The following is a 22,111-nucleotide window of genomic DNA, read 5'->3' on the forward strand; positions in this document are numbered from 1 at the left end:
AGAGCGTCGGCCTCGGCGGGGGCCGTTGCGGGCATCTGTCGTCTCCTTGTCAGTTCCAGGGAATGCCCTGGCGGTGTGGTTCGGATTGCGGCGGCATGACCGGACCGCCGTAGGGCAGTGGAATGGTGTGCGGGCCGATGGGGGTGGGATCGGTGCGGCGCAGCGGATCCCAGCCCGGCGGCGGGCCGGCGGTGTCGTCACCGGGTGGGCGGGGCGCGTTGCGGGCACCGCGGATCAGCAGTCCGGGGTCGTCGTTGAGGCAGTAGGTGTGCAGGTAGGGCTCCGGGTAATTCGGGATGAACGGCACATCGCGGGGGTGCGGGTAGTCGCAGATGTAGCGGGGGTAGATGTCGGCGATCGCCCAGATGCCGCCGCCGTGCATCAGGCTGGCGACGCCGTCGAGCAGGGGCGGGCGATCGTCGCGGAACAACTGTTGCAGTGCGGGAACGCGGACGTAGGACAGTTGCGCGACGGTGGTCAGGTTGCCCAGCAACTGCACCATGGTCTCGGAGTTGTCGGCGATCACCCGGTCGATCGTGGCGAGCGTATTCGGGGTGTCTTCGAGCAGGCGCCGCATGCCGGCATCCTTGGCGCTGACTCCGGCCAAAGTACTGCCGAGATTGGCCGCGATAGAACGTATTCCGTCCGACCCCTCATCGAAGATCCGGAAGGCCGGGCGGCTGCTGCGCAGCAGTGTCACGGTTTGCGGCAGCACTCCGTCCAGCGTGGAGATGAGCAGCTGGCCGCCGCTGAGCAACTCGCGCAGCTTCTGCGGTCCCTGCTCGCTGACCCCGAGCTCACCGAGGACCGCGTGGAGCTGAACCGGATCGGTCTGTGCCAGCAGTCCGTCGACATTGTTCAGCAGCCGCCAGATCGGAATCGGGGTACTGGTGTCGGATCGGCCGATCACGGTGCCGTCGGTGAGCAACGGGCCGGTGGACTCGGCCGGTTCGAGATTGAGGTACTGCTCGCCGGCCGGCGACAACCCGGACACCCGGGCCACCATGCCCTCGCGCGGGATCCGGGCGTGTGCGTCGATACGGGCGACGGCGCGCACGCCGTCACCGGTGAAGTCCACCGAGGCCACCCGGCCGATCGGAACCCCCCGCAGGGTGACGTCCTGGTTGGCCAGCAGGCCGCCGGATTCGTCGAGGTCCACCGTCACCGTCATCTGGTCGGCGAAGGGGTTGTCGCGCAAGGCGCCGAAGAGCAGATAGGCGACGCCGACGACCACCAGGCCGACCTGTGCGATGCCCGATATGAGCAGCCGGTGCGCCACACCGGTGCGCACCGCCCGCAGAACCAGCGCGGCGATCAGTTCGACGGGCTTCATTGCGGCGGCCCCCAGATCCGGCCCCGGTCGGTGCCCCAGACCCGATCGCCCAACTGGGTGATGACGTAGCGCAACGAGCCGACCAGGTTGTCCCAGTCGGCCCACTTGGGGCCGTGGAACTCCGGATCGCCCAGATGGTTCTTGTCCGCGATGTGGCCGAGCGCCAACTGCTGCAGGTCGACGTCGGAGTGCGCCGCGTTGGCACTGAACAGCTTCAGCACCGGAGGCAGGATTCGCACCATGTTGTCCAAACTCACGCCGGGGTCCAGCGCCGTCTCGTTGAACACGCGGGAAAGTTCGTCGACATCGTGGATCAGGCTGCGGGTGTCGACGCCGGCAATGGACGGGAATCGTTGCAGCTGGCCGGTGATCGCCCCCATCTGGTCCACCAGATCGACGATGGTGGAGGTCTGGCCGGCGAGCACGCCCAACGCCGGCGCCGACGAACCCAGCACGTCGTTGATCGACTGCCGCCGGCTGTGGAGGATGTCGGCCAGCGCTGTGGTCTGCTGCATCACCCCGCGAAGATCGTCGGTGCGCTCCGACATGGTGGTCACCAGCGCACGCGATTCACCGATCATGGCGGCCAGGCCGTCACCGTCATGACCGACCGCGTCGCCCACGCCGTTGAGAACCCTGGTCAGGTTGCCGATCACGCCGCCGTTGACCAGCATCGAGGTCGAGGCCAGGACTTCCTCGACGGTGGCCGCGGCCTGGGTCGCGGAGATCGGGATGGTGTCGCCATCGTGCAGCAGCGCCGCACCGGCTGCCGTCGGCGGCTGCGTGAGCGCGACGAAGATGTCGCCCAGTGGAGTGGCCGACCGCAGTTCGGCGGTGGTCCCCACCGGCAACCGGACGTCGGCGAGAATCCGCATATCGACCACGGCGGTGTAATCCCTGGCCGCCATCGACACCACCTCGCCGACATCGGCGCCGCCGAGCCGGATCTTGGCCCGATCCGGCAGGTTCAGTGCGTTGGAGAACACCGCGTTCAGGTGATAGCTGTCGCCGCCGATGCCGGGGGCGGGCAGGGGCAGCTGTTCCACCCCGACCGAACAGCCGGCGAGCGCCATGCTCGCGGCCAGGGGCAGCGCCGCCAGAATCCGCCGGGTCATTGCCCCAACCTCGTCATCGCCTCAAGGACGGATGTGACCCCGAAATCGGGTCCGAGATCGCGGATCGTGCCGGTGCGGCAACCCAATTGCCGCAGACCCAGGATGTTGCAGACCTCTTTGGTCATCGAGCTGTCGAAGAACACCGAATCGAAGTGCGCAGCCACCCGCAACATGCCGTTGTCGGTGTCCATCGCATTGACCACGTTGTCGATCGCCAGCGGAGCGACGTCGAAGACCTCCGCCAGTTCGCGGCGATAGTCCGCCAGGGCTGTGGTCAGGGCGCTGCTGCTGCGCAGGGTTGCCATCAGGTTCTCGCCGTTGTCGGACAGCAGCGTGTTGAGCTGGCCGAGCACCTGGTTGAGCGAGCGGCCGGTGTCTCCGTTGCCGACGCCCTGCTGGGCTGCGATGGCGCTGAGCTGGCGGATGTCGGCGCCGAACGCGCGCACCACGTCCTGGTTTCGCGCCGCGGCGTCGGTCAGCCGGCTCAGGTTCGTGACGATGGTGGTGATGTTCTGGCGGGTCGCCTGCCCCTCGTCGTCCCCGGTCCGCAGCGCCGTCGAGAGCTGGCCGAGTGCATCCTTGATCTGCTGACCGCTGGTGGTGGTGATCTTCGATGTCGCGGTGAGGATGTCGGCCATCGGCCCGCCGCCGTGGCCGTCGCCGCCGAGCGCGGTGCCGAGCTTGTCGACCATCTTGAGCACCCGGTCGAACTCGATCGGCGTCTTGGTGCGGTCCAGGCCCAGTACGGCGCCGTCGGGCAGGACGGGCCCGCCGGCGTAGGGCGGGGTCAGTTCGACGTGGCGGTCGGTGAGGATCGAGGTACCCACCGTCACCGCCTGGACGTCGGCGGGTAGGGCGACCTTCGAGTCCACTTCGAGGACGACATCGACGTAGCTGCTGCGCGGCGTGATCGAGGCGACGCGGCCCACCGGCATGCCGAGCACCGCCACGGTGTTGCCGGTGTAGAGGCCGATCACGTTGTCGAACCGGGCGGTGATGGTGCGCTGTCCGGAGCTCGCCGCGGACCGCAGCGTATATCCGGCACCGAGCACCGCGGCTGCGGCCAGCACGATGACGGCGACGACGAGGGCCCGTTTGGTCATTCGCAGTCCTTGAAGTACTGGTAGCGCTCCGGCCAGCGGAATTGCTCGGCCCGGCCGCTGATCGCGCACATCCAGGAATCCACCAGCAGACCACCGGGCAGTGCGAAGTCCAGAAACGGACCGGAACCGGTGGCGTTGGCCACGTTTCGCATGGCCACCGGCATCACCTGGAACAGGTTGCGCAACAGTTCGTCGTGGTCGCCCAGCATCGCGGTGGCCTGACGGATGTCACTGAGCAGCCGGTCGAGCTGGGCGTGGTCGCCGACGGTGATGTCGCGGGCGGTGGCGACCAGTGTGGTGGCGGCGTCCATCAGCCGCAGCACCGCGTCGCGGCGCGCCGTCACCTCGCCGAACAGCTGATGACCCTGATCGACCAGGGCGGCGAGATCGGCCTGCTGGCCGCCGAGGATCTCGGCGATCTCGGCGGTGCTGCGCAGCAGCCCGGCGATCTGGTCGCGGCGGTCGGCGATGACCCGCGACAGGTTCTGCACGTTGGTCAGGGCGTCGGGCAGGATAGCGGGCAGGTCACGCAGCTGGGTCGAGACCGCCTGCATGGATTGGGCGAATCGCTGCGCGTCGACATCCTCGAAGGTGTTGGTCGAGTCCTGCAACAGTCGCTGCAGATCGTAGGGGACGTCGGTGTGCGCCAGGGTGATTCGCCGGCCTTCGAGTTCACCGTCACCGGCGGGCTTGAGCTCGACGTAGCGAGCGCCCAGCACGGTGGTCAGCTTGATGGCAGCCCGGGTCTGCGAACCCAGCACCACGTCGCGGCGAATCTTCATCGAGACCAGCACGTGAGCGCCGGCCAGCGCGGTGTCCTCGACGGTGCCGACCGGGACGCCGGCGATGCTCACCTCATCGCCCGGCCGGATGCTGGCTGCCTGGAGAAACTCCGCGTAATACGTTGTCTTGCCGAGGTTCAGCGTGGTCAGCAGCGTGGTCGCGGCGATCACCGCCGTCAGGGTCAGCACGGCGATGGTGCCCAGCCAGGCCTGGTTGCGGTCCTCGAGGACCGGTTTGCGTGTGCGCGGTGCTCCCATGGTCCTCACCTGCACTGCGCCGAGTACTTGCGCCAACCGCCCGGGGTTGCGGCGTTGATGATGCTGGGCACGATCGGTTTGAGGAAGTTGAACAAGGTGAAGTTGAAGTCGCAGGCCTGGGCGCTCATAGCGGTGCTGTCGCCGGTGATTCGGGCCAGGCCCTTGAAGACCGCGGGAAGATTGGCGCCCATGGTGGCCCACTGGTCCTGTCGCGCGATCATGGTCGCCAGGAGGCCTGGCTCGCGGTTGAGGGTGTCCTCCAGGTCGGGGCGCACCGCGGTGAGAATCCCGGAGAGCCGTCCCACCACCGTGGAGATGGAACCCATCGCGGTGATCAGTTCGTCGCGGTGGACATTGAGGCCGGCCACGACGGCGCGGACCTGCGACAGCGTGGTCTGCAGAGCTGTGCCCTGATCGGCCAGGTTCTGGGTGACCGCGGTGAGGCTGGTGATCAGCTGGCCCAGCAGGTCATCGGGGCCGGCCAGGGATTTCGCCAGGCGGGAGGTTTCGCCGACCAGTACCGCGAGCGAACTCGAGTCGCCCTGGAGCGCTTTGATCAGCGCATTGGACAGGTTTCCCCGGTTGTCCGGGTCCAACAGGGTGAACAGCGGTTCGAAACCGTTGAGCAGGTGGGTGACGTCGAACGACGGCTCGGTGCGCTCCATCGGGATGGTGGCACCGTCGGGAAGCTTGTCCGGGTGCCCGAAATCCGCCAGGGTCAAACCGATGTAGCGCTGTCCGATGATGTTCTGGTAGACGACCGAGGCCATGGTGTCGCCGTACACGGGCTGGTTGCGCTGGATGCGGAATCGCACCCTGGCGTGGTCGCCGTCGAGGTCCACCGCGTCTACCCGGCCGACCCGGACCCCGGCCATGCGGACATCCGATCCGGGCCGTAGCCCCGTGACGTCGCTGAACAGCGCGGTGTAGGTGTTGGTCGGGCCGGCCACGTCGCGGCGCAGGGTGACCAGGATGGTCCCGGTGAGCGAGATGCACATAACCAGGAACAGGGTCAGCAAGACCAGCTGGCGGCGGTGGGCGGTCATGGCGTGCCGCCCGGGGTGAAAGTGGGCTCCGGCGAGGCGCTTCCGGCCGGCCCCAGCAGGACCCGGTCGGCGGCGTTGGCGGGTTCGGGCAGGGTGATGCCAGGTGGCGGAACATACGAGCGTGGGTCGGGAATCCCGTGGGTGTCGACGACGGGTGTCGTCTCGGGTGCGGTCTCGCAGCTGGGGCCGCGCAGCTCGCCGTAGACCGGACAGTCGCTGCGGGTGTAAAGGCGCAGCGGGGCCAGCGCCACCGCCAGCTTGAAGCTGAAGCTGAGTTTGGTGCCGGTGCGGGTCCACAGCTCGTCGAAGAACGTGTCGACCAGGTTGTTGATGCCCAGTGCGATCGCCGGGAACTTCGCCGAGCTGTCGGCCAGCACACCGACCACCGGCGTCATCTGGGTGCCGATGGCCACCAATTCGTCGGTGTGGTTGTCCATGGCGGTGCGCATGGTGCCGACGGTGTCCTGCGCCCCGGTGAGCAGGTTCTGCAGTGCCGCCTGTTTTTCGGCGACGGTGCGCATGGGCACTACGGCATGGTGCAGCGCATCGACCAAGTCGGGCGCGGTGCCGCGCAGCGCGGCGATGGCTGACTCCCAGGTCTTCAGCGTCGACGGTGCACTGTCGTCGGCGCTGAGCTCGTTCATCTCGGCGACGATCCGGTTGAGGCCCTGGGCGGCCGAGCTCAGCGCCGGTCCCTGGCCGGCGGTGGCGTCCGCCAGCACCCGGATCAGGCCGAGGGTGTGCTCGTTGCCGGGACGGGTGACGGCGGTGACCAGATCACGCAGTTTGGCCAGGGTGTTCTGGAACAACTGGGTGGGCAGGGTGCGGTCCTCGGTGACGACGTCGCCGTTTTTCACCACCGCCGCCGGCCCGTTGTCGACGAGCTGGACCGTGGACACCGCAAAGGCGTTGCTGGGGACGATGCGTGCGGTCACGGTGTTCGGAATACCGCGTGCGCGATCGGGTTTGAGGTCTATATGCACCACGTTCGGTTCCTGGTCCGTGGCCGGTATCACGGTGCGGACCGCGCCGACCAGCACGCCGCGGAACTTCACATCGGATTTGGGGGGCAGGCCGTCTCCGACGCTGGACAGCACCGCGATGATCTGCACCCGCGGGTCCAGCTTGCCCGCCGACTTCTCCAGCAGCAGCCAGCCGGTCAGCGCGCAGATCAGGAGGAAGGCCACGCCGCTGCCCACCAAGGCCGGGGTGGAGGGACCCCGGCCGTCGAAGTCGAAACGGTTCGGCATCTATCCGCCCAGCCGTCCGCCGGCGTCGATGCCCCAAAACGCCATGGTCAGAAGCATGTTGACGCAGACCATGATGGTGATGCTCGCGCGCATGGCCCGCCCCGCGGCGATGCCGACACCGCGCGGCCCGCCGGCGGCGTAGAAGCCGTAGTAACACTGCAGGGTGGACATGATGGCGACGAATATGGCGACCTTGATCACCGCGAAAACCATGTCGCGCGCGGCCAGCATCAGCCCGAAGTAGTGCAGGTAGGTCCCCGAGGCCTGGCCGCTGACCATGAAGATCACGAACTGGCACACCAGGAAGTTCAGGCACAGGCAGACCACGAACAGGGGAACGACGGCCAGTGCCGACGCGAGCACCCGGGTGGTCACCAGATAGGGGATGGGGCGAATGGCCAGCGACTCCAGCGCGTCGATCTCCTCGGAGATGCGCATGGCGCCCAGTTGTGCGGTGAAGCGACAGCCCGCCTGGATGGCGAAACTCAGTGCGGCCATCATCGGTGCGATCTCGCGCACGGTCGCCAGCGCGGTGATCAACCCGGTGGCCGGTCCCAGGCCGAGCAGGTTGAGGGCGTTGTAGCCCTCGATCGCCACCACCGCGCCGCCGGCGGCGCCGTTGAGCAACACCACCCCGGCGGTGCCGCCGCCGACGACGATGGACCCGTTACCCCATGTCACATCCGAGAGCAGCCGGAAGAACTCCCGCGGGTAGCGCCGCAGCACCAGCGGGATACCGGCCAGCGTCCGGAAGAAGAACACCACCATGTGTCCGATCCGGGCCGCTTGGTCGACCGGCACGTTCGCGGCGGCGAGCACGGGGCGCGCACCGGGGGGCAGGAAAGTGGTGGCCGCCATGATCAGAAACTGGTCTTCGGGAACAGCACCAGATACATCTGGCTCATCAGGACATTGGTCAGCAGCAGCAGCAGGATCGACTGCACCACGGCCGCGTTCACCGAGTTCGCCACTCCCGCTGGACCGCCGCGGGTGTCCAGTCCCTTGTAACTGGAGATGATTGCGACGATGACGCCGAACACGACGGCCTTGAGCAGGGTCAGGATCAGGTCGTCGACGGTCGCGAACGACGAGAACGTCGAGGTGTAGCTGCCCGGGGTACCGCCTTGCAGCGTCACGGTGAACGCGTAGCCGGCCAGAAAGCCGATGAAGCAGGTGAAGCCGGTGAGGGCGACGGCGACCACCACGCTGGCCACCAGCCGGGGCACCACCAGACGCCGGATCACCGAGACGCCCATGACCTCCATGGCGTCGGTTTCCTCGCGGATGGCCCGGGACCCGAGATCGGCCCCGGTGGCCGATCCCACCGCGGCGGCCATCAGCACCGCCGCCACCAGTGGAGCGCCCTGCCGGATGACGGCCAGGCCGTTGGCGGCGCCGGCCAGCGATGTCGCGCCGAGTTGCCCTGCGAGCAAGCTGAATTGAATCGCCAGGGTGACGCTCAGCGGTACGGCGACGAACATCGTCGGCACGATTGCGGTGCGGGCCATGAAGGTGGCCTGTTCGACGAATTCGGTGAACGGGAAGCGGCCACGGGCGATGTCGATGAGCAGGTACTGGACGGTTCGTACCGCCAGCACGCATTGGCCGCCCACCGTACGCAGCGCGGTGACCGGGTGCCGGCGCAGGTAGTCCTGCGACCAGCGCCCGATCGCCCGGGTCGCCGGGTTGGGCGCGTCATCGAGCTCCGGAGCCTGCACCGTCCTCGGCCGCCCGTCAGTCCCGGTCGAAGACCAGACAGAGCCGTTTGAGGCCGCGCAACATGAAGCTCGGCTCATAGGTGAAGTCGTTGTCGTCGGCGAACCTGACGGCCTTGAAGCGCTGGGCCAGCTCGACGAACGCGATGCTCGCCTCGAGCCGGACCAGCGGAGCTCCCAGGCAGGCGTGGATGCCCTGGCCCAGCGCCAGGTGAGCCCGGGCGTTGTCGCGCTCGGGGTTGAACTCGTCGGCCCGGTCGAATCGCTCCTCGTCGCGGTTGGCCGAGGCGAAGGCCAGTACCACCAGTGCGCCTGCCGGAATGGTGTAGCCGCCCAGGGTGGTCTCGGCGGTGGTGATCCGGAACATGCTCTGCACCGGCGTCATGTACCGCAGGGCTTCCTCGGTGAACGCCTCGACGCGCTCGGTGGGGTTCTCCCGCAGCCAATCCCACCACTTGGGCTGCTGTGCCGCCATGTGCAGCGTGCTGGTCAGCAACTTGGTGGTGGTCTCGTTCCCGGCGATCAGCAGCTGCTGGATGATGCTCAGGCACGCGCCGGTGCTCAGCGGTTCGTCGCCGTTGTCGATGTCGGAGGCGTTCACCAGCCCGGTGATCAGGTCGCCGCGGGGGTTTGCCCGCCGATCGTCGAGTTCGGCGGCGAAGTAGCGCTGGTATTCCAGCAGACTGCGCGCCTGCTCCAACCGGCCGACGTCGTCGAGTTCGGCCCCGATGGTGGCGGCGAACTGATCCGACCACCGCTTGAAGTCGCCGATCCGCTCATCGGGGACGTTGAGGATGTGGGCGATGATCCGCAGTGGCAGGGGTGCGGCGAACGCGGGGATGAAGTCGACCGGCTCGCCGGCGGGCAGCTGGTCGGCGATCTCGGTGGCGATCCGGCGGATGGCCGGTTCCTGCTGGGCGATCAGGCGCGGGGTGAACGCCTTGGCCACCATGCGCCGGTAGTAGTGATGTTCGGGCGGGTCGGCGGTGAGCAGGGTCGGGACCGGCGGCCAGCCCTGCGCTTCGATCTCGGCGACCTGGGCGGCCACCGACTCCGGTGCGGGCATCTGCGGCAGACCGAATTTCGACGAGAACACCTCGTGGTTGGTCAGCGCTTCGGCCACCAACTCGCGCGAGGTGACGAACCACATGCCCCGGCTGGCCACGAAGTGCACCGGTGCCTCGGCGCGCAGCGACTCGTACCACGGATAGGGGCACTGCAGCGTCGCAGGCGCCAGGGGGTCGAAGTCGCTGACCGGGCATCGGGCTGCCGTGGTCTGCTCGGAAGTGGTGTCGCTCAACGCGGCCTCCAGGGAATTTGCATCACGCACTTGACTAATTGGTGCACCAATATAATAGTGAGCTGCGTCATACGCAAGGTTGTCGCCGGGGCGCAATCCCGGCGCGCGGGAAGTGGAGGACGGGTGGCTGGCGCAGCTCCGAAAGCAGTGGTGACCGGTGCGGGAAATGGCATCGGACGTGCGATTTCACGCCATCTGGCTGCGGCGGGAGCCGAGGTGGTCCTCGTCGACGTCGACGGGGATGCGGCGCAACGAGCCGCGGCGGAGGTCGGCGGTAAGGCTGTTGTCTGCGATGTCTCCGACGAACGGTCGGTGGCCGCATTGGCCGAGGCGATCGACGCGGTGGACATCCTGGTCAACAACGCCGGCATCTGGCGGTCGGCGACGCTGGACGACAGCACCACCGCCGAGATCGACGATGTGCTGGGCACCAACGTGCGCGGCACCTGGCTGGTCACTCGGGCGTTGGTGCCCAAATTCGGCGCCGACGGTGGCGCGATCGTCAACCTCGCCTCGGTGCTGGCCCACGTGGGTGCGGCCGGCCGGGGAATCTACCCGGCGTCCAAGGCGGCGGTGGTCGCGTTGACCAGGCAGATGGCCGTCGAGTACGCGCCGCGCAAGATCCGGGCCAACGCGATCGGTCCGGGCCTGGTGCTCACCGAGGGAACCGCCGGGGAGTTCGGCGATCCCGGACTGCAGGACGCCATCGGCGCGGCGATGCCGCTGGGCAGGCTCGGGACCCCCGAAGACATCGCCGCCGCGGTCGCCTTCCTGGCTTCACCGGCTGCCGGCTACATCACCGGCCAGGCGCTCTACGTCGACGGGGGTTGGGCGGTCAACGGCTCGGCTTTCATCGGCACCGCGGTCGAGCAGTATGTCACCCAGCTGGCCACGGCCGGCCAGTCGTAGGTTTGGAGAAGTGATGAGCGAGCGTGTGCAGGGTCCCGGCGGTCCGGGGGAGGCGCGTTCACCGGGACCGACGGTGCAGGAGCTGCTGGCAACCGACACCCGAGAGGTGCCCAAGCCGCTGCTGGAGGAGTCGTTTGAATTCCTCGGCTCCGAGGACATCGACAAGGCGCGCTACATCAGCGGCGACTTCCACCGGCTGGAAGTGGACAAGCTCTGGAAACGGGTGTGGCAGATGGCCTGCCGGGAAGAGGACATTCCCGAGCCGGGGGACTACGTCGTCTACGACGTCGCCGATATGTCGCTCATCGTGGTCCGCACCCCGGCCGGGGAGATCAAGGCCTACCACAACGCCTGCCTGCACCGCGGTCGCCGGCTTTGTGATGACTCCGGGCACGCCAACCAATTGCGTTGTCCGTTCCACGGGTTCACCTGGAGCCTGGAGGGAGCATTGACCGATGTTCCCTGCCGCTGGGACTTCCCGCATATCGACGACGCGAAATTCGGCTTGCCCGAAGCGCTGACCGCGACGTGGGCCGGGTTCGTGTTCGTCAATCCCGACCCCGGCGCGGTACCGCTGGAGCACTTCATCGGCGAGGCGGACCGGCATCTGGAGCCGTTCAAGTTGCAGGACCGCTTCAAGGCGGTGCATGTGGTCAAGGTTCTCGACTGCAACTGGAAGGTCGCGATGGAGGCCTTCATCGAGTCCTACCATGTGATCGCCACGCATCCGCAACTGCTGGAGTACCTCGGCGACTGCAACACCCAGTACGACATCTACCGCCGCAGCGACGGGTTGCCCGGATTCAACCGGATGATCACCGCGCAGGCCACCAGCAGTCCGCACCTGGGCGAGCCGCTGGAGCCCCAGGACGTGCTGGAGGCGATGTTCCGCGACTTCTACCCCGAAGGTGTCGGGAGCTTCACGGTGCCGGAGGGGCAAGAGGCCCGGCCGGTGGTCGCCGAAGCGATGCGCGCACAGCTGGCGGAGGCCACCGGGGCGGATCTGTCCGATGTCAGCGACAGCGAGATCCTGGACGCCATAGAGTATTTCGTGTTCCCGAACCTGGCACCGTGGGCCGGGGTGGGCGCGCCGTTGACCTACCGGTTCCGGCCCTACGGCAACGACCCCGACCGCTGCATCTTCGATGTGATGATGCTGGTGCCCCTGCCGGCCGGTGTGCCCAAGCCCAAGGCGGCTCCGCCGCACGTGCTGGGCCCCGACGAGGACTTCGCCGCCGCACCGGAGCTGGGCGGGTTGTGCGCGGTGCTCAATCAGGACCTGACCAACCTGGGCTGGGTGCAGCGGGGGCTCAAGTCGATGACCAAACCCGGTGTGACGCTGGCGAATTATCAGGAGAGCAGGATTCGGCAGTTCCACGCCGACCTCGACGCATACCTGGCCGCCGAGACGTAGCGGCCCGGCCGGCGGCTGGGGGAGTCAGGGCGCCGGGTGTAGCTGTCCGGTGATTGCCCAGCGCAGGCAGCGCCGCAGGATGGTGCGGAATTGCGGCACGGTCCAGCTGCCGCGGTCCACGCAGCCCAGGTCCTCGACGCCCAGATCGGCCAGATCGAAGCGGCCGCGGCAATGGCCCAGCGTGAAGTAGCAGACCGTGCCGGCGCCGTGCTGCTTGAGGTAGAGCACCGGGCGGGGCTCGTCGAGGTGGGTGTGTCCTTCGGCGAACCCGGTTGACTCGCCCACGAAACTGGTGTGCGCCAATACCTGCAAGGGCGGGTGCAGTTGGCTGATGTAGAGCTCGTCGGTCACGGTGAAGGACCCGATACCGGCGGTGAACGGATGATCGGCGACGGGCGTGACGGTGTAGGGGGCGATGGGGGGATGGCCGAGAAATCGGCTGCCCAGCAGCTGCGCCAGGTTTCCCGGAAGCGGCGGTGTGCAGAACAGGTGATCGGCATCGGCGGCCGCGGGGACGATGGAGGCGTTGGTGGCGTGCAGCGCCAGCCAGCGACCGCCCGCGGCGAGGAACTCCGCGAGCGCCGCGCGTTGCGCCTCCGACGGCATGACGTTGCAGGTGTAGGTGATCAGGGGCTCGTCCGGCCTGAGCCGGCCCAGCCCCTCGTAGTCCTGGTAGACCCGGGTGTGCACCTGGTCGTAGGCCGCCAGCTCGCCCAGCAGTTCCCGCCGGGCGTAGTCGAAGTCGTGCCATTGGCCGCCGCACACCAACGCGGCGCGGACGCGGCGATTCACCGGTCTTAGAACGCGAATCGGTTGGTGAAGGCGCCGTCGACGACCAGGTTGGTCCCGGTGATGTGCCCGGCTGCCGGCGAGGCCAGGAAGGTCACCGCGTTGGCGACGTCGTCGGCGGAGGCGAACTTGCCCAGCGCCGCGCCGGCCTTGGCGGCCTCGTAGAGCTCGGGCATGCCGGCCTTGATGTTCTCCCACACCCCGCCGTCGAAGTACACCGGTCCCGGCGACACCGCATTGACCCGAATGCCGTCGGCGCCCAAGGCTCTGGCCTGCGCCGCGGCATGCTGGAGCATGGCGGCCTTGAGCGCGCCGAAGCTGTTGGCGGTGGGCAGGATTCCGGCCTCCAGCGCCGATGTGCTGGCGATGGCGATGACCGAGGCCGAGTCGCTGGCCTGCAGATGCGGCAGCGCGGCCTCGATGAGGCCGACGAAGCTCATCAGGTCGGTGTGGAAGTTGTTCGCCCAGGCCGACGGTCCCTCGCCCACTGACGCCGAGGCATTGGCCACCACGATGTCCACACCGCCCAGCGCGTCGGCGCCGGCGCGCACGAAGGCGTCCACCGCCGCGGCGTCGCTGACGTCGGCCGCTTGGTGAAAGACCGTCCCGAGTTCGGACAGCTTGTCCGCCGCTGCGCCCAGCGCCTGTTCGTCGCGCGCGCAGATGCCCACCGAGGCGCCTTCTTTGAGCAATGTCGTTGCTGTGGCGAAGCCGATGCCACGGCTGCCGCCGGTGATGAGTGCGCGCTTGCCGGTGAGGCGGAGATCCATCACAGTGCTCCCTCGGTGGTACGGCTGTCCCGTAGCCCGACTGGCCGGACAGTATTGGCTGGTTAACCAATTAGTTTGTAACAGGCGTCACTGTCCGGGTCAATGGATTGCCCGCGCCGGCTGAGCGGAACGTCAGCGGCGGAAATACGCGGCCGCGTTTGCCATGATGGTCAGGTGAGCGACGCGCGAGTGAAACCTGGTCCGGGACGTCCTGCCGGAATCGACAGCGGCGACACCCGGCAGCGGGTAATCGACGCGGCGTGCCGGTGTTTCGCGCAGTACGGGTACGGCCCGGCGACCAACAGCCTGATCGCGGAATTGGCCGGGGTCACCGCCGGCGCCGTCTACTACCACTACGGGACCAAGAGCAAACTGTTCGACGCCGTGTGCGAGGACGTCTACGGCCGGATCATCGCCCGGTCTGCGGAAGTGGTGATGGCCCAGCCGCGGTCGGTGCAGGGGCTGCTGCGTGCGGTGCTCGGGGAGTCGATGCGGATCAACCACGAGTGGCCCACGCTGGCCGGCTTCGTGGCCACCGCGCCCATCGACGCGCGCCGTCACCCCGAGCTCACCGAGGCGTTCTCCAGGCAGGCGGTGGCCATGGCCGAGACCCTGGCCACCGCGGTGCGCAACGGCCAGGAGCATGGGCTGATCCCCGCGGACCGCGACCCCGTTGCGGTGGCGCACCTGATCGGCACCATTGTCGACGGATTCGCCCATGCGGCCGCGTCGACCACTCCGGCGGCCATGGACGAGATGACCGCGCTGATCGACTCGCTGCTGCTGGGCGCCGACGAGTAGGGCGCGGGCGGCCGCCAGGAGCGTTGACAGTGGATCGTGACCGGTGTTACAAATTAATTATCGAACTAACTAATAGGGAGGCGTCGTGACCGGTTCGATCGCCGACACCGGCGTGGCCAGCGCCACGTTGACCCGAATCTTCACCACTGCCACCCGGATCAAACTGTGCGACGAGAAGTTTCGGTCGTTGATCCTCACCGGACAGGTCAGTGCCCAGTACTACTCGCCGCGCGGCCAGGAGATCATCCCCGCGTCGATCGGGGCACTGCTGTCCCCGACCGACTACGTGGTCACCACCTACCGCGGTCTGCACGACCACCTGGCCAAGGGTGTGCCCATGCCGCAACTGTGGGCCGAGTTCATGGGCAAGGCCACCGGGACCTGCAAAGGCAAGGGCGGGCCGATGCACATCACCCATCCCGACTCCGGCCTGATGGTCACCACCGGGATCGTCGGCGGCGGCCTGCCCATCGCCGCCGGACTTGCACTGGCGGCCCAGCTGCGTGGCGAAGACCGGGTGACCGTGGTCAACTTCGGTGACGGCGCCACCAATATCGGAGCCTTCCACGAAGCCTGCAACCTGGCCGGACTGTGGAAGTTGCCGGTGGTGTTCTGTTGCCAGAACAATCGGTACGCCGAACACACCTCGTACGAGGACGGCACCAGCGTGGCCCGCATCGCCGACCGCGCCGCCGGTTACGGGATGCCCGGAGTCCGGGTGGACGGTAACGATCCACTCGCGATGTACGCGGCCGCCAAGGATGCGGTCGATCGGGCCCGGGCCGGCGAGGGGCCCACCCTGATCGAGGCGATGACCTTCCGGTTCTACGGACACCAGATGTCCGACAACAACGAGTACATGAAGCCCGGCGAGCTCGACGCCGCGCGCGCCGCCGACCCGGTGCTGGCCTTCCGGCAATGGCTGATCGACAACGAGATCCACAGCGTCGCCGAGATCGAGGCCATCGAGGCAGACGCCAAGGCCGAGATCGCCGCGGCGGTCGCGTTCGCCATGGAAAGCCCGGAGCCGGACCTGGCCGAGGGGTTGACCGACGTCTACGAGGAGGACTTGTCGTGACCGATTCCGGCACGCCTACCACGCCGATGTCGGGCTTCCAGGCGGTGTGCAGCGCGCTCGACGACGCACTGGGCCGCGACCCGTCGGTGCTGCTGCTCGGCGAGGACATCGCCGATCCCGGTGGCGGGGTGTTCAAGACCTCGGTCGGGCTGTCCACCAAGTATGGCGCCCACCGGGTGCGTGCCACCCCGATCAGTGAGCAGGCCATCGTGGGTGCGGCCATCGGGGCCGCTGTCGCGGGCATGCGTCCCGTCGCCGAGATCATGTTGATGGACTTCCTGGCGGTCTGCATGGACCAGTTGTCCAACCACGCCGCAAAGCTGCGCTACATGTCCGGGGGTCAGACCACCGTGCCGCTGACCATCCGCTGCGCCGCCGGCGCCGGGATGCAGTTCGGCGCACAGCATTCCGAGATGCTCGAAGCCTGGCTCACCCACATCCCGGGACTCAAAGTCGTGGTGCCCAGCAATCCCGCGGACGCCAAGGGACTGCTGACCGCGGCCATCTTCGACCCCGACCCGTGCGTGGTGGTCGAGCAGAGCCTGCTGTATTTCGGTCCGCCGCAACCTGTTCCGACCGGTCACCACGTGGTTCCGCTGGGGCGGGCCGCGACCGTACGACCGGGCACCGACATCACCCTGATCAGCTATGGCCGGCAGGTGCACGACGCGGTGGCCGCCGCCGAACAACTGGCGCAGGAGTCCATCGACGCCGAGGTGATCGACCTGCGGTCACTGGTTCCGCTCGACGAGAACGCGGTGCTGGAGTCGGTGGCCCGCACCCGCCACGCGGTGGTTATCCACGAAGCGGTGCGCCGCAGCGGATTCGGCGCCGAACTGGCCAGCCTGATCACCGAGAACCTCTTCGACGAGTTGGGCGCCCCGGTGCAGCGGGTAGCCGGAGCCAACACCCCCATCCCGTTCGCCAAGGTCCTCGAAGACGCCTTCGTGCCCAGCTGCGACGAGATCGTCGTGGCCGCCAGGTCAGCGCTGGCGCGATCACGGGCGTCGTTGCGGGGCAGGGGATAGCCGGTTGGTTCACGGGATTGCGCAGTGCGCCGAGCAGGATGCCGCCGGAGTGGCCCTGACCGACGGGACCACCCAGTGGACCTGGCCGCAGCTGAACTCGATTCTCAACCGGACTGTCAACTGGCTGACGTCGCGCAGTGTCGAACCCGGGCAGCGGGTCGCGGTGATGGCCGAGAACAGTTCACACGCTGCCCTGGCGCACCTGGCCGTCACCTACGCGGGGCTGTCCGCGGTACCGGTGAACTACCACCTGACCGCAGCCGAGACCGGCTACATCCTGCGCGACGCCGCGGTGCACACCGTGCTCTGTAGCGCCCGCACCGCCGCGACCGCGCGTGCCGCCGACCCCGGCGTGACGGTGGTGGCGTGGGGAAGTCCCGATGCCGACGGCGTCGAGGACTTCGACAGCGTGGTGCAACGACACGGCGACACCGAGCCGCCCAGCGACATCCGTCCGGCCAGGCCGCTGTACTACACCTCCGGAACCACCGGGCTGCCCAAAGGCGTGGAACTGCCCGAGCAGATGTTTCCGACCGGCGAGTCCATGATCGACCACGTGGACCGCGTTCGCGCCGCCCCGTTTCGGACCCCCGGTAAACACCTGATCGTGGCGCCCATGCACCACACCGGTCCCATCACCGGCGTGCGCGGGCTGGTGACCGGCAACCCGGTGGTGATCTTGCCGAAGTTCGACGCCGAGGCCGTTCTGGCGGCCATCGCCACGCACCGCATCGAGACGACGATGATGGTGCCCACACACTTTGCCCGGATGCTGGCACTGCCCAAAGAGATTCGGGACCGCTACGACATCAGCAGTCTGCGCAGCATCATCCACACCGGCGCCGCCTGCCCCGAGCACGTCAAGAGGGCGATGATCGAGTGGTTCGGGCCGGTGCTGGTGGAGGCCTACGGCTCCACCGAGGTCGGCACCGTGACCACGATCGCCTCCGCGGAATGGCTGGCCCACCCCGGATCGGTCGGCAAGGCGCTGCCCGGCATCGAGGTGACCATCCGCGGCGACGACGGCACAGTGCTGGCTACCGGAGAGTCCGGCCTGGTCTGCGTGCAGTGGACCACCGGCCACCGGCCCGAGTACCACGGGGACCCGGCCAAGACGCGGGGCAGCTATGTGGCCGACGGAGTGTTCGCCATCGGGGAGATCGGCCATCTGGACGCAGACGGCTTCCTGTACCTGACCGACCGTGCCTCCGACATGGTGGTCAGCGGCGGGGTGAACGTCTATCCGGCCGAGTCCGAGGCGGTGCTGCGCACCCACCCCGGCGTCAGCGATGTCGCGGTCATCGGAATCCCGCACGACGACCTCGGCGAACAACTGTGTGCCCTGGTGCAAGCCAAGCCCGGCACCGACCCCGCCGAACTGATCGCCTGGTGCCGGGAACGCCTGACGCACTACAAGTGCCCGAATGTGGTGGAGCTCGTCGACTTCGAACTGCGCTCGACCATGGGCAAGGTCAACAAGCGTCAGCTGCGCCGGCAATATCTGTCCGATCAGGAACCGGTGTGCCGCTGATGACATCCCTGGAGATCTTCGGCTTCACCGACGAGCACGGTGCCCTTCGGGAAGTGCTGCGCGAGTACTTCGCCGCCACCGCCACCACAGCGCGCCCCGACCGGTGGCGGAGACTGCTCACCGAGGTCGGCGTGGACGACCTGCTGTTCGGTGAAACCTGTTCCACCTCTGTCGAGTTGGCGATCCTGGCCGAGGAGTCCGGGGCCGCGCTGTTCGACGGTCCGCTGGTCTCTGCGGCCGCAGTCGGGCCGCTGGCCCAGCAGCCGGCCCTCACCGGCGTAGCCGAGGGCCGGCGCGCGCCCTGCGTCGCGGTGTCGCTGACCGGCTTCGGCGACGGGCAGACCGACGCCTACTGGGACTACAGCGACGACGCCGTCGTCATCACGCAGCAAGCGGCCGCCGGCGAAACAGGGGTCGCCGTCTACGGCGCCGACGCGATCGGGCTGCAGGAGTGCTCCGGATTGGACCTCTCGCGGCCGGTCGGCCGGGCTGCCCAGGGCAACGGCCAACCACTGCTGGAGTGCGGCGAAGACGTCGCGGCCGCCATGCGGCGGCGCGCGGACCTGGTCCTGTCAGCCGAACTGCTCGGGGTGGCGCAGCGGGTCCTAGACGGCACCGTCGACTACGTCAGCCGACGCGTCCAGTTCGGCCGCACCATCGGCTCGTTTCAAGCGGTCAAACACCGGCTCGCCGACATGCTCGCCCAGGTCGAGCTGACCAGGTCGGCGGTGTACGGGGCGGCGTGGCAGCTCGGCGACGGCCCCGTGACAGTCCAGGCCGAAGTCGATCTGGCGGTGGCCGCGGCACTGGCCCGGCAGACGGCCGTCGAGGCGACCAAGGCCGCGGTGCAACTACACGGTGGAATCGGGATCACCTGGGAGCATTGGGCGCACCGGTACCTGCGCCGGGCACACGCGGTGATCGCCCTGACCGGCGCCGCCAGCCGGCACCGCGGGCGGCTGGCCGGCCTGATCGATTTGCGGGACGGTGAGAGATGACGCAGCACGACGCGTGGCTTTCGGAACTGGCAGCCGCCCAGGCGGTCCTGCCGGTCGAGCACTTCGTCCCGCTGACGCTGATCGGCCCGGCCATCATCGAGTGGGGCACCGACGAGCAACGGCAACGGTATCTTCCCGGCATCGCGACCGGTGAGGACATGTGGTGCCAGTTGTTCAGCGAACCGGGCGCCGGTTCGGATTTGGCCAGCCTGGCGACCCGCGCGGTGCCGTCCGGCAACGGTGGCTGGGTGGTGGACGGACAGAAGGTCTGGAGCTCCTTCGCCGATATCTCCCGCTACGCGATGCTGCTGGCCCGCACCGATCCCGACGTGCCCAAGAACGCCGGTATCACCTGCTTTCTGCTCGACATGCGCTCGGCCGGGGTGACGGTGCGCCCGCTTCGGCAGATGACCGGAAGCGAGCACTTCTGCGAGGTCTTCCTAGAAGGCGTCGAACTGCCGGCCGACACCATGCTCGGTGCGCTCAACGACGGCTGGCGGGTGACCCTGTCCACCTTGACCGCCGAACGATCCGGGCTGTCGGGCGATTCGGCCGCCAGCGGGGTGGAGCTGGACCCCGTGCTGGCGCTGGCCCGGCGTACCGGGGCCTGGGCTGACGAGGTCGTTCGCGACCGGCTCTCGGCGCTGATCGCCACCGAACGCGCACTCACCCTGACCAACCAGCGGTTCGAGGTCGCTCCCGACGCCAAAGGCTCGATCACCAAACTGCTGCAATCCGAACTGTCCCAGCGCATCAGCGAGCTGGGCTTCGAGATCGCCGGGCCCGCGGGCGCCTACTGGGACGGCGACTCCGAACCGGCGGAGACGCATGCTCTGCTGGACAGCCGTCGCCTCACCGTCGCCGGTGGAACCTCGGAGATCCAGCGCAACATCATCGCCGAGCGGGTGCTCGGACTGGATCGCGAACCCGACTTGGAGCGCGGCCGGCCCTGGCGGGAACTGCGGCGGGGCTGAGATGCCGACCGTCACCGTCAAGCCCTCGGGCGTCCAGTTCACCGCGGCCCCGGGGCAGACCATCATGGCTGCCGGGCAGCAGGCCGGGTACCGCTGGCCCACCATCTGCGGGGGCAACGGCGAATGCCTGGTGTGCCATGTCGAGGTGCTCGAACACCCCGAGTCGCTGTCGCCGCCGACCGATGAGGAAGCCAAAGCGGTAGCGGGAATTTCGGGCAGCCACGGCGGGCGCGGCGACCACGTTCGGCTGGCCTGTCAGGCCGGCGTCCACGGCGACGTGGTGGTGCTCAAACGCGGCGTACGCGCAAAACCGAGGACAGGAGTGGACCCCAGATGAGCGCTGACCTCATCGATACCGAGATCATGGCGATGACCGACGCCGGACTGCGCCTGCTGGGCGGGCGCTGCCCCGACTGCGGTGAGACCGTGTTCCCGCGCCGGGACAGCTGCGGCAGCTGCGGTGCCGACAGGGTCGTCGAGGTCGAGCTGGCCACCCGCGGCACCCTATGGAGTTGGACCATCCAGCGGTTCCCACCGCCGAGCCCGCCGTACGTGCCGACCGGCGACGACTTCACACCGTTCGGCCTGGGCTATGTCGAATTGCCCGGCGAAGTCATCGTCGAGACCCGCCTGTCGTGTGCTGACCCGGACGGGCTGCGGATCGGCATGCCGATGCGGCTGGTCGGCATCGAAGTGCCGGCCGAAGAAGGCACCACGGCAACGACCTTCGCGTTCGCGCCGGCGGAGACGGCAGGAGACGACGATGAGCAATGACGTAGCGATCGTCGGCATCGGATGCCGGCCCTTCGGCCGGTATCTGGACACCACCGCGCGCAAAGAGGCCGTGCGCGCCGTGCGGATGGCTCTGCAGGACGCCGGGATCGGTTGGAGCGACGTCGATTACGCCGTCGGGGGCAGCATGGACGCAGGATTGGCCGACACCCTGGTCGCCGATCTCGGTCTCACCGGCATCCCTTTCATCAACGTGCTCAACGGATGCGCCACCGGTACCAGTTCACTGGTCTGTGCGGTGCAGGCCATCTCCTCGGGCGCGGCGCAGACCGCGGTGGTGGTCGGTTTCGACTCGCACCCGCGCGGCGCGTTCGCCATCCGCCCCGAAGCGCTCGGCCTCGGGCAGTGGTACGGCACCACCGGTCTGGCCATGACGTCGCAGTTCTTCGCGCTGAAGATTCAACGCTATCTGCACGAGTACGGATTGCCCGAGCGGCTGTTGGAGACCGTCGCCAGCAAGGCATTCCGCAATGGCGCGCTCAACCCCAACGCCTGGCGGCGCAAACCGCTGAGCGAGGCCGACGTGCGCAACTCGATGATGTTGTCGGACCCGCTGCGCCAATACATGCTGTGTTCGCCGGGCGACGGCGCCACCGCTTTGGTGCTGAGCAGCGCCGCGCACGCCAAGCGGCATCGCGCCGACCCGGTGTACATCGCCGGCACCGCGGTGCGGACCCGTCGGCCCGGTTCGTTCGAGGTGCTCAGTCCCTCGCTGTCGGTGCGCCGCGGCGTGAGCCCCAGCGTCGACGCCGCCAAGGCGGCATTCGAGGCGGCCGGCGTGAGCCCCGCCGAGGTCGATGTGGCGCAACTGCAGGACACCGACGCCGGAGCAGAGCTCATCCACCTCGCCGAGACCGGCCTGTGCGAACACGGCGCGCAGACCGAGCTCTACGACTCGGGCGCCACCGAGCTGACCGGGCGACTGCCGGTCAACACCGACGGCGGCTGCCTGGCCAACGGCGAGCCGATCGGGGCATCAGGCCTACGGCAGGTGCACGAGAACGTCCTGCAGCTACGCGGGCAGGCGGGGGAACGTCAGATCGGCGGAACGCCCCGGGTCGGCTTTTCCCACGTCTATGGCGCACCCGGGCTCAGCGCGTGCACCGTGCTGACCCGGTGATCGGA

Annotated in this window: 22 protein-coding genes; 11 read left to right on the forward strand and 11 right to left on the reverse strand. The window is 68.3% G+C overall.

The genetic code is table 11. From position 1 onward, the window contains the following. Nucleotides 1-49: 49 nt before the first annotated feature. Genes AWC02_RS17930 through AWC02_RS17970 form a run of 9 tightly spaced genes read right to left on the reverse strand, consistent with a single transcriptional unit; the run spans nt 50 to nt 9,902 of the window. On the reverse strand, nt 50-1,333 hold the full coding sequence (locus AWC02_RS17930) for an MlaD family protein (RefSeq protein ID WP_085130031.1): 1,284 nt from the start codon (nt 1,331-1,333) through the stop codon (nt 50-52). Beyond that, complete coding sequence (locus AWC02_RS17935; RefSeq protein WP_085130032.1) at nt 1,330-2,448, reverse strand: MlaD family protein; 1,119 nt, start codon at nt 2,446-2,448, stop codon at nt 1,330-1,332. Before AWC02_RS17935 ends, AWC02_RS17930 begins: the two co-directional genes overlap by 4 nt. Continuing rightward, complete coding sequence (locus tag AWC02_RS17940; RefSeq protein WP_085130033.1) at nt 2,445-3,551, reverse strand: MCE family protein; 1,107 nt, start codon at nt 3,549-3,551, stop codon at nt 2,445-2,447. Before AWC02_RS17940 ends, AWC02_RS17935 begins: the two co-directional genes overlap by 4 nt. Continuing rightward, nucleotides 3,548-4,591, reverse strand: coding sequence for an MCE family protein (locus AWC02_RS17945; RefSeq protein ID WP_085130034.1), 1,044 nt, complete (start codon nt 4,589-4,591; stop codon nt 3,548-3,550). The genes AWC02_RS17940 and AWC02_RS17945 overlap by 4 nt, the downstream gene beginning before the upstream one ends. A 5-nt stretch (nt 4,592-4,596) precedes the next feature. Then, on the reverse strand, nt 4,597-5,637 hold the full coding sequence (locus AWC02_RS17950; RefSeq protein ID WP_085130035.1) for an MlaD family protein: 1,041 nt from the start codon (nt 5,635-5,637) through the stop codon (nt 4,597-4,599). Beyond that, a complete protein-coding gene (locus tag AWC02_RS17955) occupies nt 5,634-6,887 on the reverse strand; it encodes an MlaD family protein (protein ID WP_085130036.1) in 1,254 nt (417 codons plus the stop codon). The genes AWC02_RS17950 and AWC02_RS17955 overlap by 4 nt, the downstream gene beginning before the upstream one ends. Next, nucleotides 6,888-7,745 (reverse strand): MlaE family ABC transporter permease, encoded by an 858-nt coding sequence (locus AWC02_RS17960; RefSeq protein ID WP_085130037.1) that lies wholly within the window; start codon nt 7,743-7,745, stop codon nt 6,888-6,890. 2 nt (nt 7,746-7,747) lie between these two features. Then, nucleotides 7,748-8,605 (reverse strand): MlaE family ABC transporter permease, encoded by an 858-nt coding sequence (locus tag AWC02_RS17965; RefSeq protein ID WP_237160515.1) that lies wholly within the window; start codon nt 8,603-8,605, stop codon nt 7,748-7,750. 16 nt (nt 8,606-8,621) lie between these two features. Beyond that, entirely contained in the window at nt 8,622-9,902 is a 1,281-nt protein-coding gene (locus AWC02_RS17970; RefSeq protein WP_237160516.1) for a cytochrome P450, read from the reverse strand. 123 nt (nt 9,903-10,025) lie between these two features. Between AWC02_RS17970 and AWC02_RS22680 the strand changes: the two genes are divergently transcribed. Both AWC02_RS22680 and AWC02_RS17980 read left to right on the forward strand, forming a co-directional pair. Next, nucleotides 10,026-10,811, forward strand: a complete 786-nt coding sequence (locus AWC02_RS22680; RefSeq protein ID WP_237160517.1) for an SDR family NAD(P)-dependent oxidoreductase — start codon at nt 10,026-10,028, stop codon at nt 10,809-10,811. 13 nt (nt 10,812-10,824) lie between these two features. Then, entirely contained in the window at nt 10,825-12,225 is a 1,401-nt protein-coding gene (locus AWC02_RS17980; protein ID WP_085130041.1) for an aromatic ring-hydroxylating oxygenase subunit alpha, read from the forward strand. A 24-nt stretch (nt 12,226-12,249) separates the two neighbouring features. Here the strand turns inward: AWC02_RS17980 and AWC02_RS17985 are convergent, their stop codons facing one another. Together AWC02_RS17985 and AWC02_RS17990 are read right to left on the reverse strand one after the other, a co-directional pair. Next, nucleotides 12,250-13,017 (reverse strand): ThuA domain-containing protein, encoded by a 768-nt coding sequence (locus AWC02_RS17985; protein WP_085130042.1) that lies wholly within the window; start codon nt 13,015-13,017, stop codon nt 12,250-12,252. Nucleotides 13,018-13,022: 5 nt separating this feature from the next. After that, a complete protein-coding gene (locus AWC02_RS17990; protein ID WP_085130043.1) occupies nt 13,023-13,784 on the reverse strand; it encodes an SDR family NAD(P)-dependent oxidoreductase in 762 nt (253 codons plus the stop codon). A gap of 174 nt (nt 13,785-13,958) precedes the next feature. On the opposite strand from AWC02_RS17990, the gene AWC02_RS17995 reads away from it, so the two are divergent. The 9 genes from AWC02_RS17995 to AWC02_RS18035 all read left to right on the forward strand — a co-directional run bounded on the left by AWC02_RS17995 (nt 13,959) and on the right by AWC02_RS18035 (nt 22,106). Continuing rightward, a complete protein-coding gene (locus tag AWC02_RS17995; protein ID WP_237160518.1) occupies nt 13,959-14,585 on the forward strand; it encodes a TetR/AcrR family transcriptional regulator in 627 nt (208 codons plus the stop codon). Between the two features lie 85 nt (nt 14,586-14,670). Then, nucleotides 14,671-15,663, forward strand: a complete 993-nt coding sequence (locus AWC02_RS18000) for a thiamine pyrophosphate-dependent dehydrogenase E1 component subunit alpha (RefSeq protein WP_237160519.1) — start codon at nt 14,671-14,673, stop codon at nt 15,661-15,663. A gap of 26 nt (nt 15,664-15,689) precedes the next feature. Continuing rightward, on the forward strand, nt 15,690-16,691 hold the full coding sequence (locus AWC02_RS18005) for an alpha-ketoacid dehydrogenase subunit beta (RefSeq protein ID WP_085130045.1): 1,002 nt from the start codon (nt 15,690-15,692) through the stop codon (nt 16,689-16,691). Nucleotides 16,692-16,695: 4 nt separating this feature from the next. After that, a complete protein-coding gene (locus AWC02_RS18010) occupies nt 16,696-18,222 on the forward strand; it encodes an AMP-binding protein (protein ID WP_085130046.1) in 1,527 nt (508 codons plus the stop codon). After that, nucleotides 18,222-19,220 carry an acyl-CoA dehydrogenase family protein gene (locus AWC02_RS22685; protein ID WP_237160527.1) on the forward strand — a complete coding sequence of 333 codons (999 nt, stop codon included), beginning with the start codon at nt 18,222-18,224 and terminating at the stop codon, nt 19,218-19,220. Before AWC02_RS18010 ends, AWC02_RS22685 begins: the two co-directional genes overlap by 1 nt. After that, nucleotides 19,217-20,194 carry an acyl-CoA dehydrogenase family protein gene (locus AWC02_RS18020; protein ID WP_085130047.1) on the forward strand — a complete coding sequence of 326 codons (978 nt, stop codon included), beginning with the start codon at nt 19,217-19,219 and terminating at the stop codon, nt 20,192-20,194. The genes AWC02_RS22685 and AWC02_RS18020 overlap by 4 nt, the downstream gene beginning before the upstream one ends. A gap of 1 nt (nt 20,195) precedes the next feature. Next, entirely contained in the window at nt 20,196-20,531 is a 336-nt protein-coding gene (locus AWC02_RS18025) for a 2Fe-2S iron-sulfur cluster-binding protein (protein ID WP_085130048.1), read from the forward strand. After that, complete coding sequence (locus AWC02_RS18030) at nt 20,528-20,968, forward strand: Zn-ribbon domain-containing OB-fold protein (protein ID WP_085130049.1); 441 nt, start codon at nt 20,528-20,530, stop codon at nt 20,966-20,968. Before AWC02_RS18025 ends, AWC02_RS18030 begins: the two co-directional genes overlap by 4 nt. After that, entirely contained in the window at nt 20,958-22,106 is a 1,149-nt protein-coding gene (locus AWC02_RS18035) for a thiolase family protein (RefSeq protein WP_085130050.1), read from the forward strand. Before AWC02_RS18030 ends, AWC02_RS18035 begins: the two co-directional genes overlap by 11 nt. Nucleotides 22,107-22,111 lie beyond the last annotated feature (5 nt).

This window comes from Mycolicibacter engbaekii (genome assembly GCF_002101585.1).
GTDB lineage: Bacteria > Actinomycetota > Actinomycetes > Mycobacteriales > Mycobacteriaceae > Mycobacterium > Mycobacterium engbaekii.

What these genes read in the sequence shown, in the direction of transcription:
- AWC02_RS17930 (WP_085130031.1), bottom strand. Translation starts at nt 1,333, where the DNA reads ATGAAGCCCGTCGAACTGATCGCCGCGCTGGTTCTGCGGGCGGTGCGC.
- AWC02_RS17935 (WP_085130032.1), bottom strand. Translation starts at nt 2,448, where the DNA reads ATGACCCGGCGGATTCTGGCGGCGCTGCCCCTGGCCGCGAGCATGGCG.
- AWC02_RS17940 (WP_085130033.1), bottom strand. Translation starts at nt 3,551, where the DNA reads ATGACCAAACGGGCCCTCGTCGTCGCCGTCATCGTGCTGGCCGCAGCC.
- AWC02_RS17945 (WP_085130034.1), bottom strand. Translation starts at nt 4,591, where the DNA reads ATGGGAGCACCGCGCACACGCAAACCGGTCCTCGAGGACCGCAACCAG.
- AWC02_RS17950 (WP_085130035.1), bottom strand. Translation starts at nt 5,637, where the DNA reads ATGACCGCCCACCGCCGCCAGCTGGTCTTGCTGACCCTGTTCCTGGTT.
- AWC02_RS17955 (WP_085130036.1), bottom strand. Translation starts at nt 6,887, where the DNA reads ATGCCGAACCGTTTCGACTTCGACGGCCGGGGTCCCTCCACCCCGGCC.
- AWC02_RS17960 (WP_085130037.1), bottom strand. Translation starts at nt 7,745, where the DNA reads ATGGCGGCCACCACTTTCCTGCCCCCCGGTGCGCGCCCCGTGCTCGCC.
- AWC02_RS17980 (WP_085130041.1), top strand. Translation starts at nt 10,825, where the DNA reads ATGAGCGAGCGTGTGCAGGGTCCCGGCGGTCCGGGGGAGGCGCGTTCA.
- AWC02_RS17990 (WP_085130043.1), bottom strand. Translation starts at nt 13,784, where the DNA reads ATGGATCTCCGCCTCACCGGCAAGCGCGCACTCATCACCGGCGGCAGC.
- AWC02_RS18005 (WP_085130045.1), top strand. Translation starts at nt 15,690, where the DNA reads ATGTCGGGCTTCCAGGCGGTGTGCAGCGCGCTCGACGACGCACTGGGC.
- AWC02_RS22685 (WP_237160527.1), top strand. Translation starts at nt 18,222, where the DNA reads ATGACATCCCTGGAGATCTTCGGCTTCACCGACGAGCACGGTGCCCTT.
- AWC02_RS18020 (WP_085130047.1), top strand. Translation starts at nt 19,217, where the DNA reads ATGACGCAGCACGACGCGTGGCTTTCGGAACTGGCAGCCGCCCAGGCG.
- AWC02_RS18025 (WP_085130048.1), top strand. Translation starts at nt 20,196, where the DNA reads ATGCCGACCGTCACCGTCAAGCCCTCGGGCGTCCAGTTCACCGCGGCC.
- AWC02_RS18030 (WP_085130049.1), top strand. Translation starts at nt 20,528, where the DNA reads ATGAGCGCTGACCTCATCGATACCGAGATCATGGCGATGACCGACGCC.
- AWC02_RS18035 (WP_085130050.1), top strand. Translation starts at nt 20,958, where the DNA reads ATGAGCAATGACGTAGCGATCGTCGGCATCGGATGCCGGCCCTTCGGC.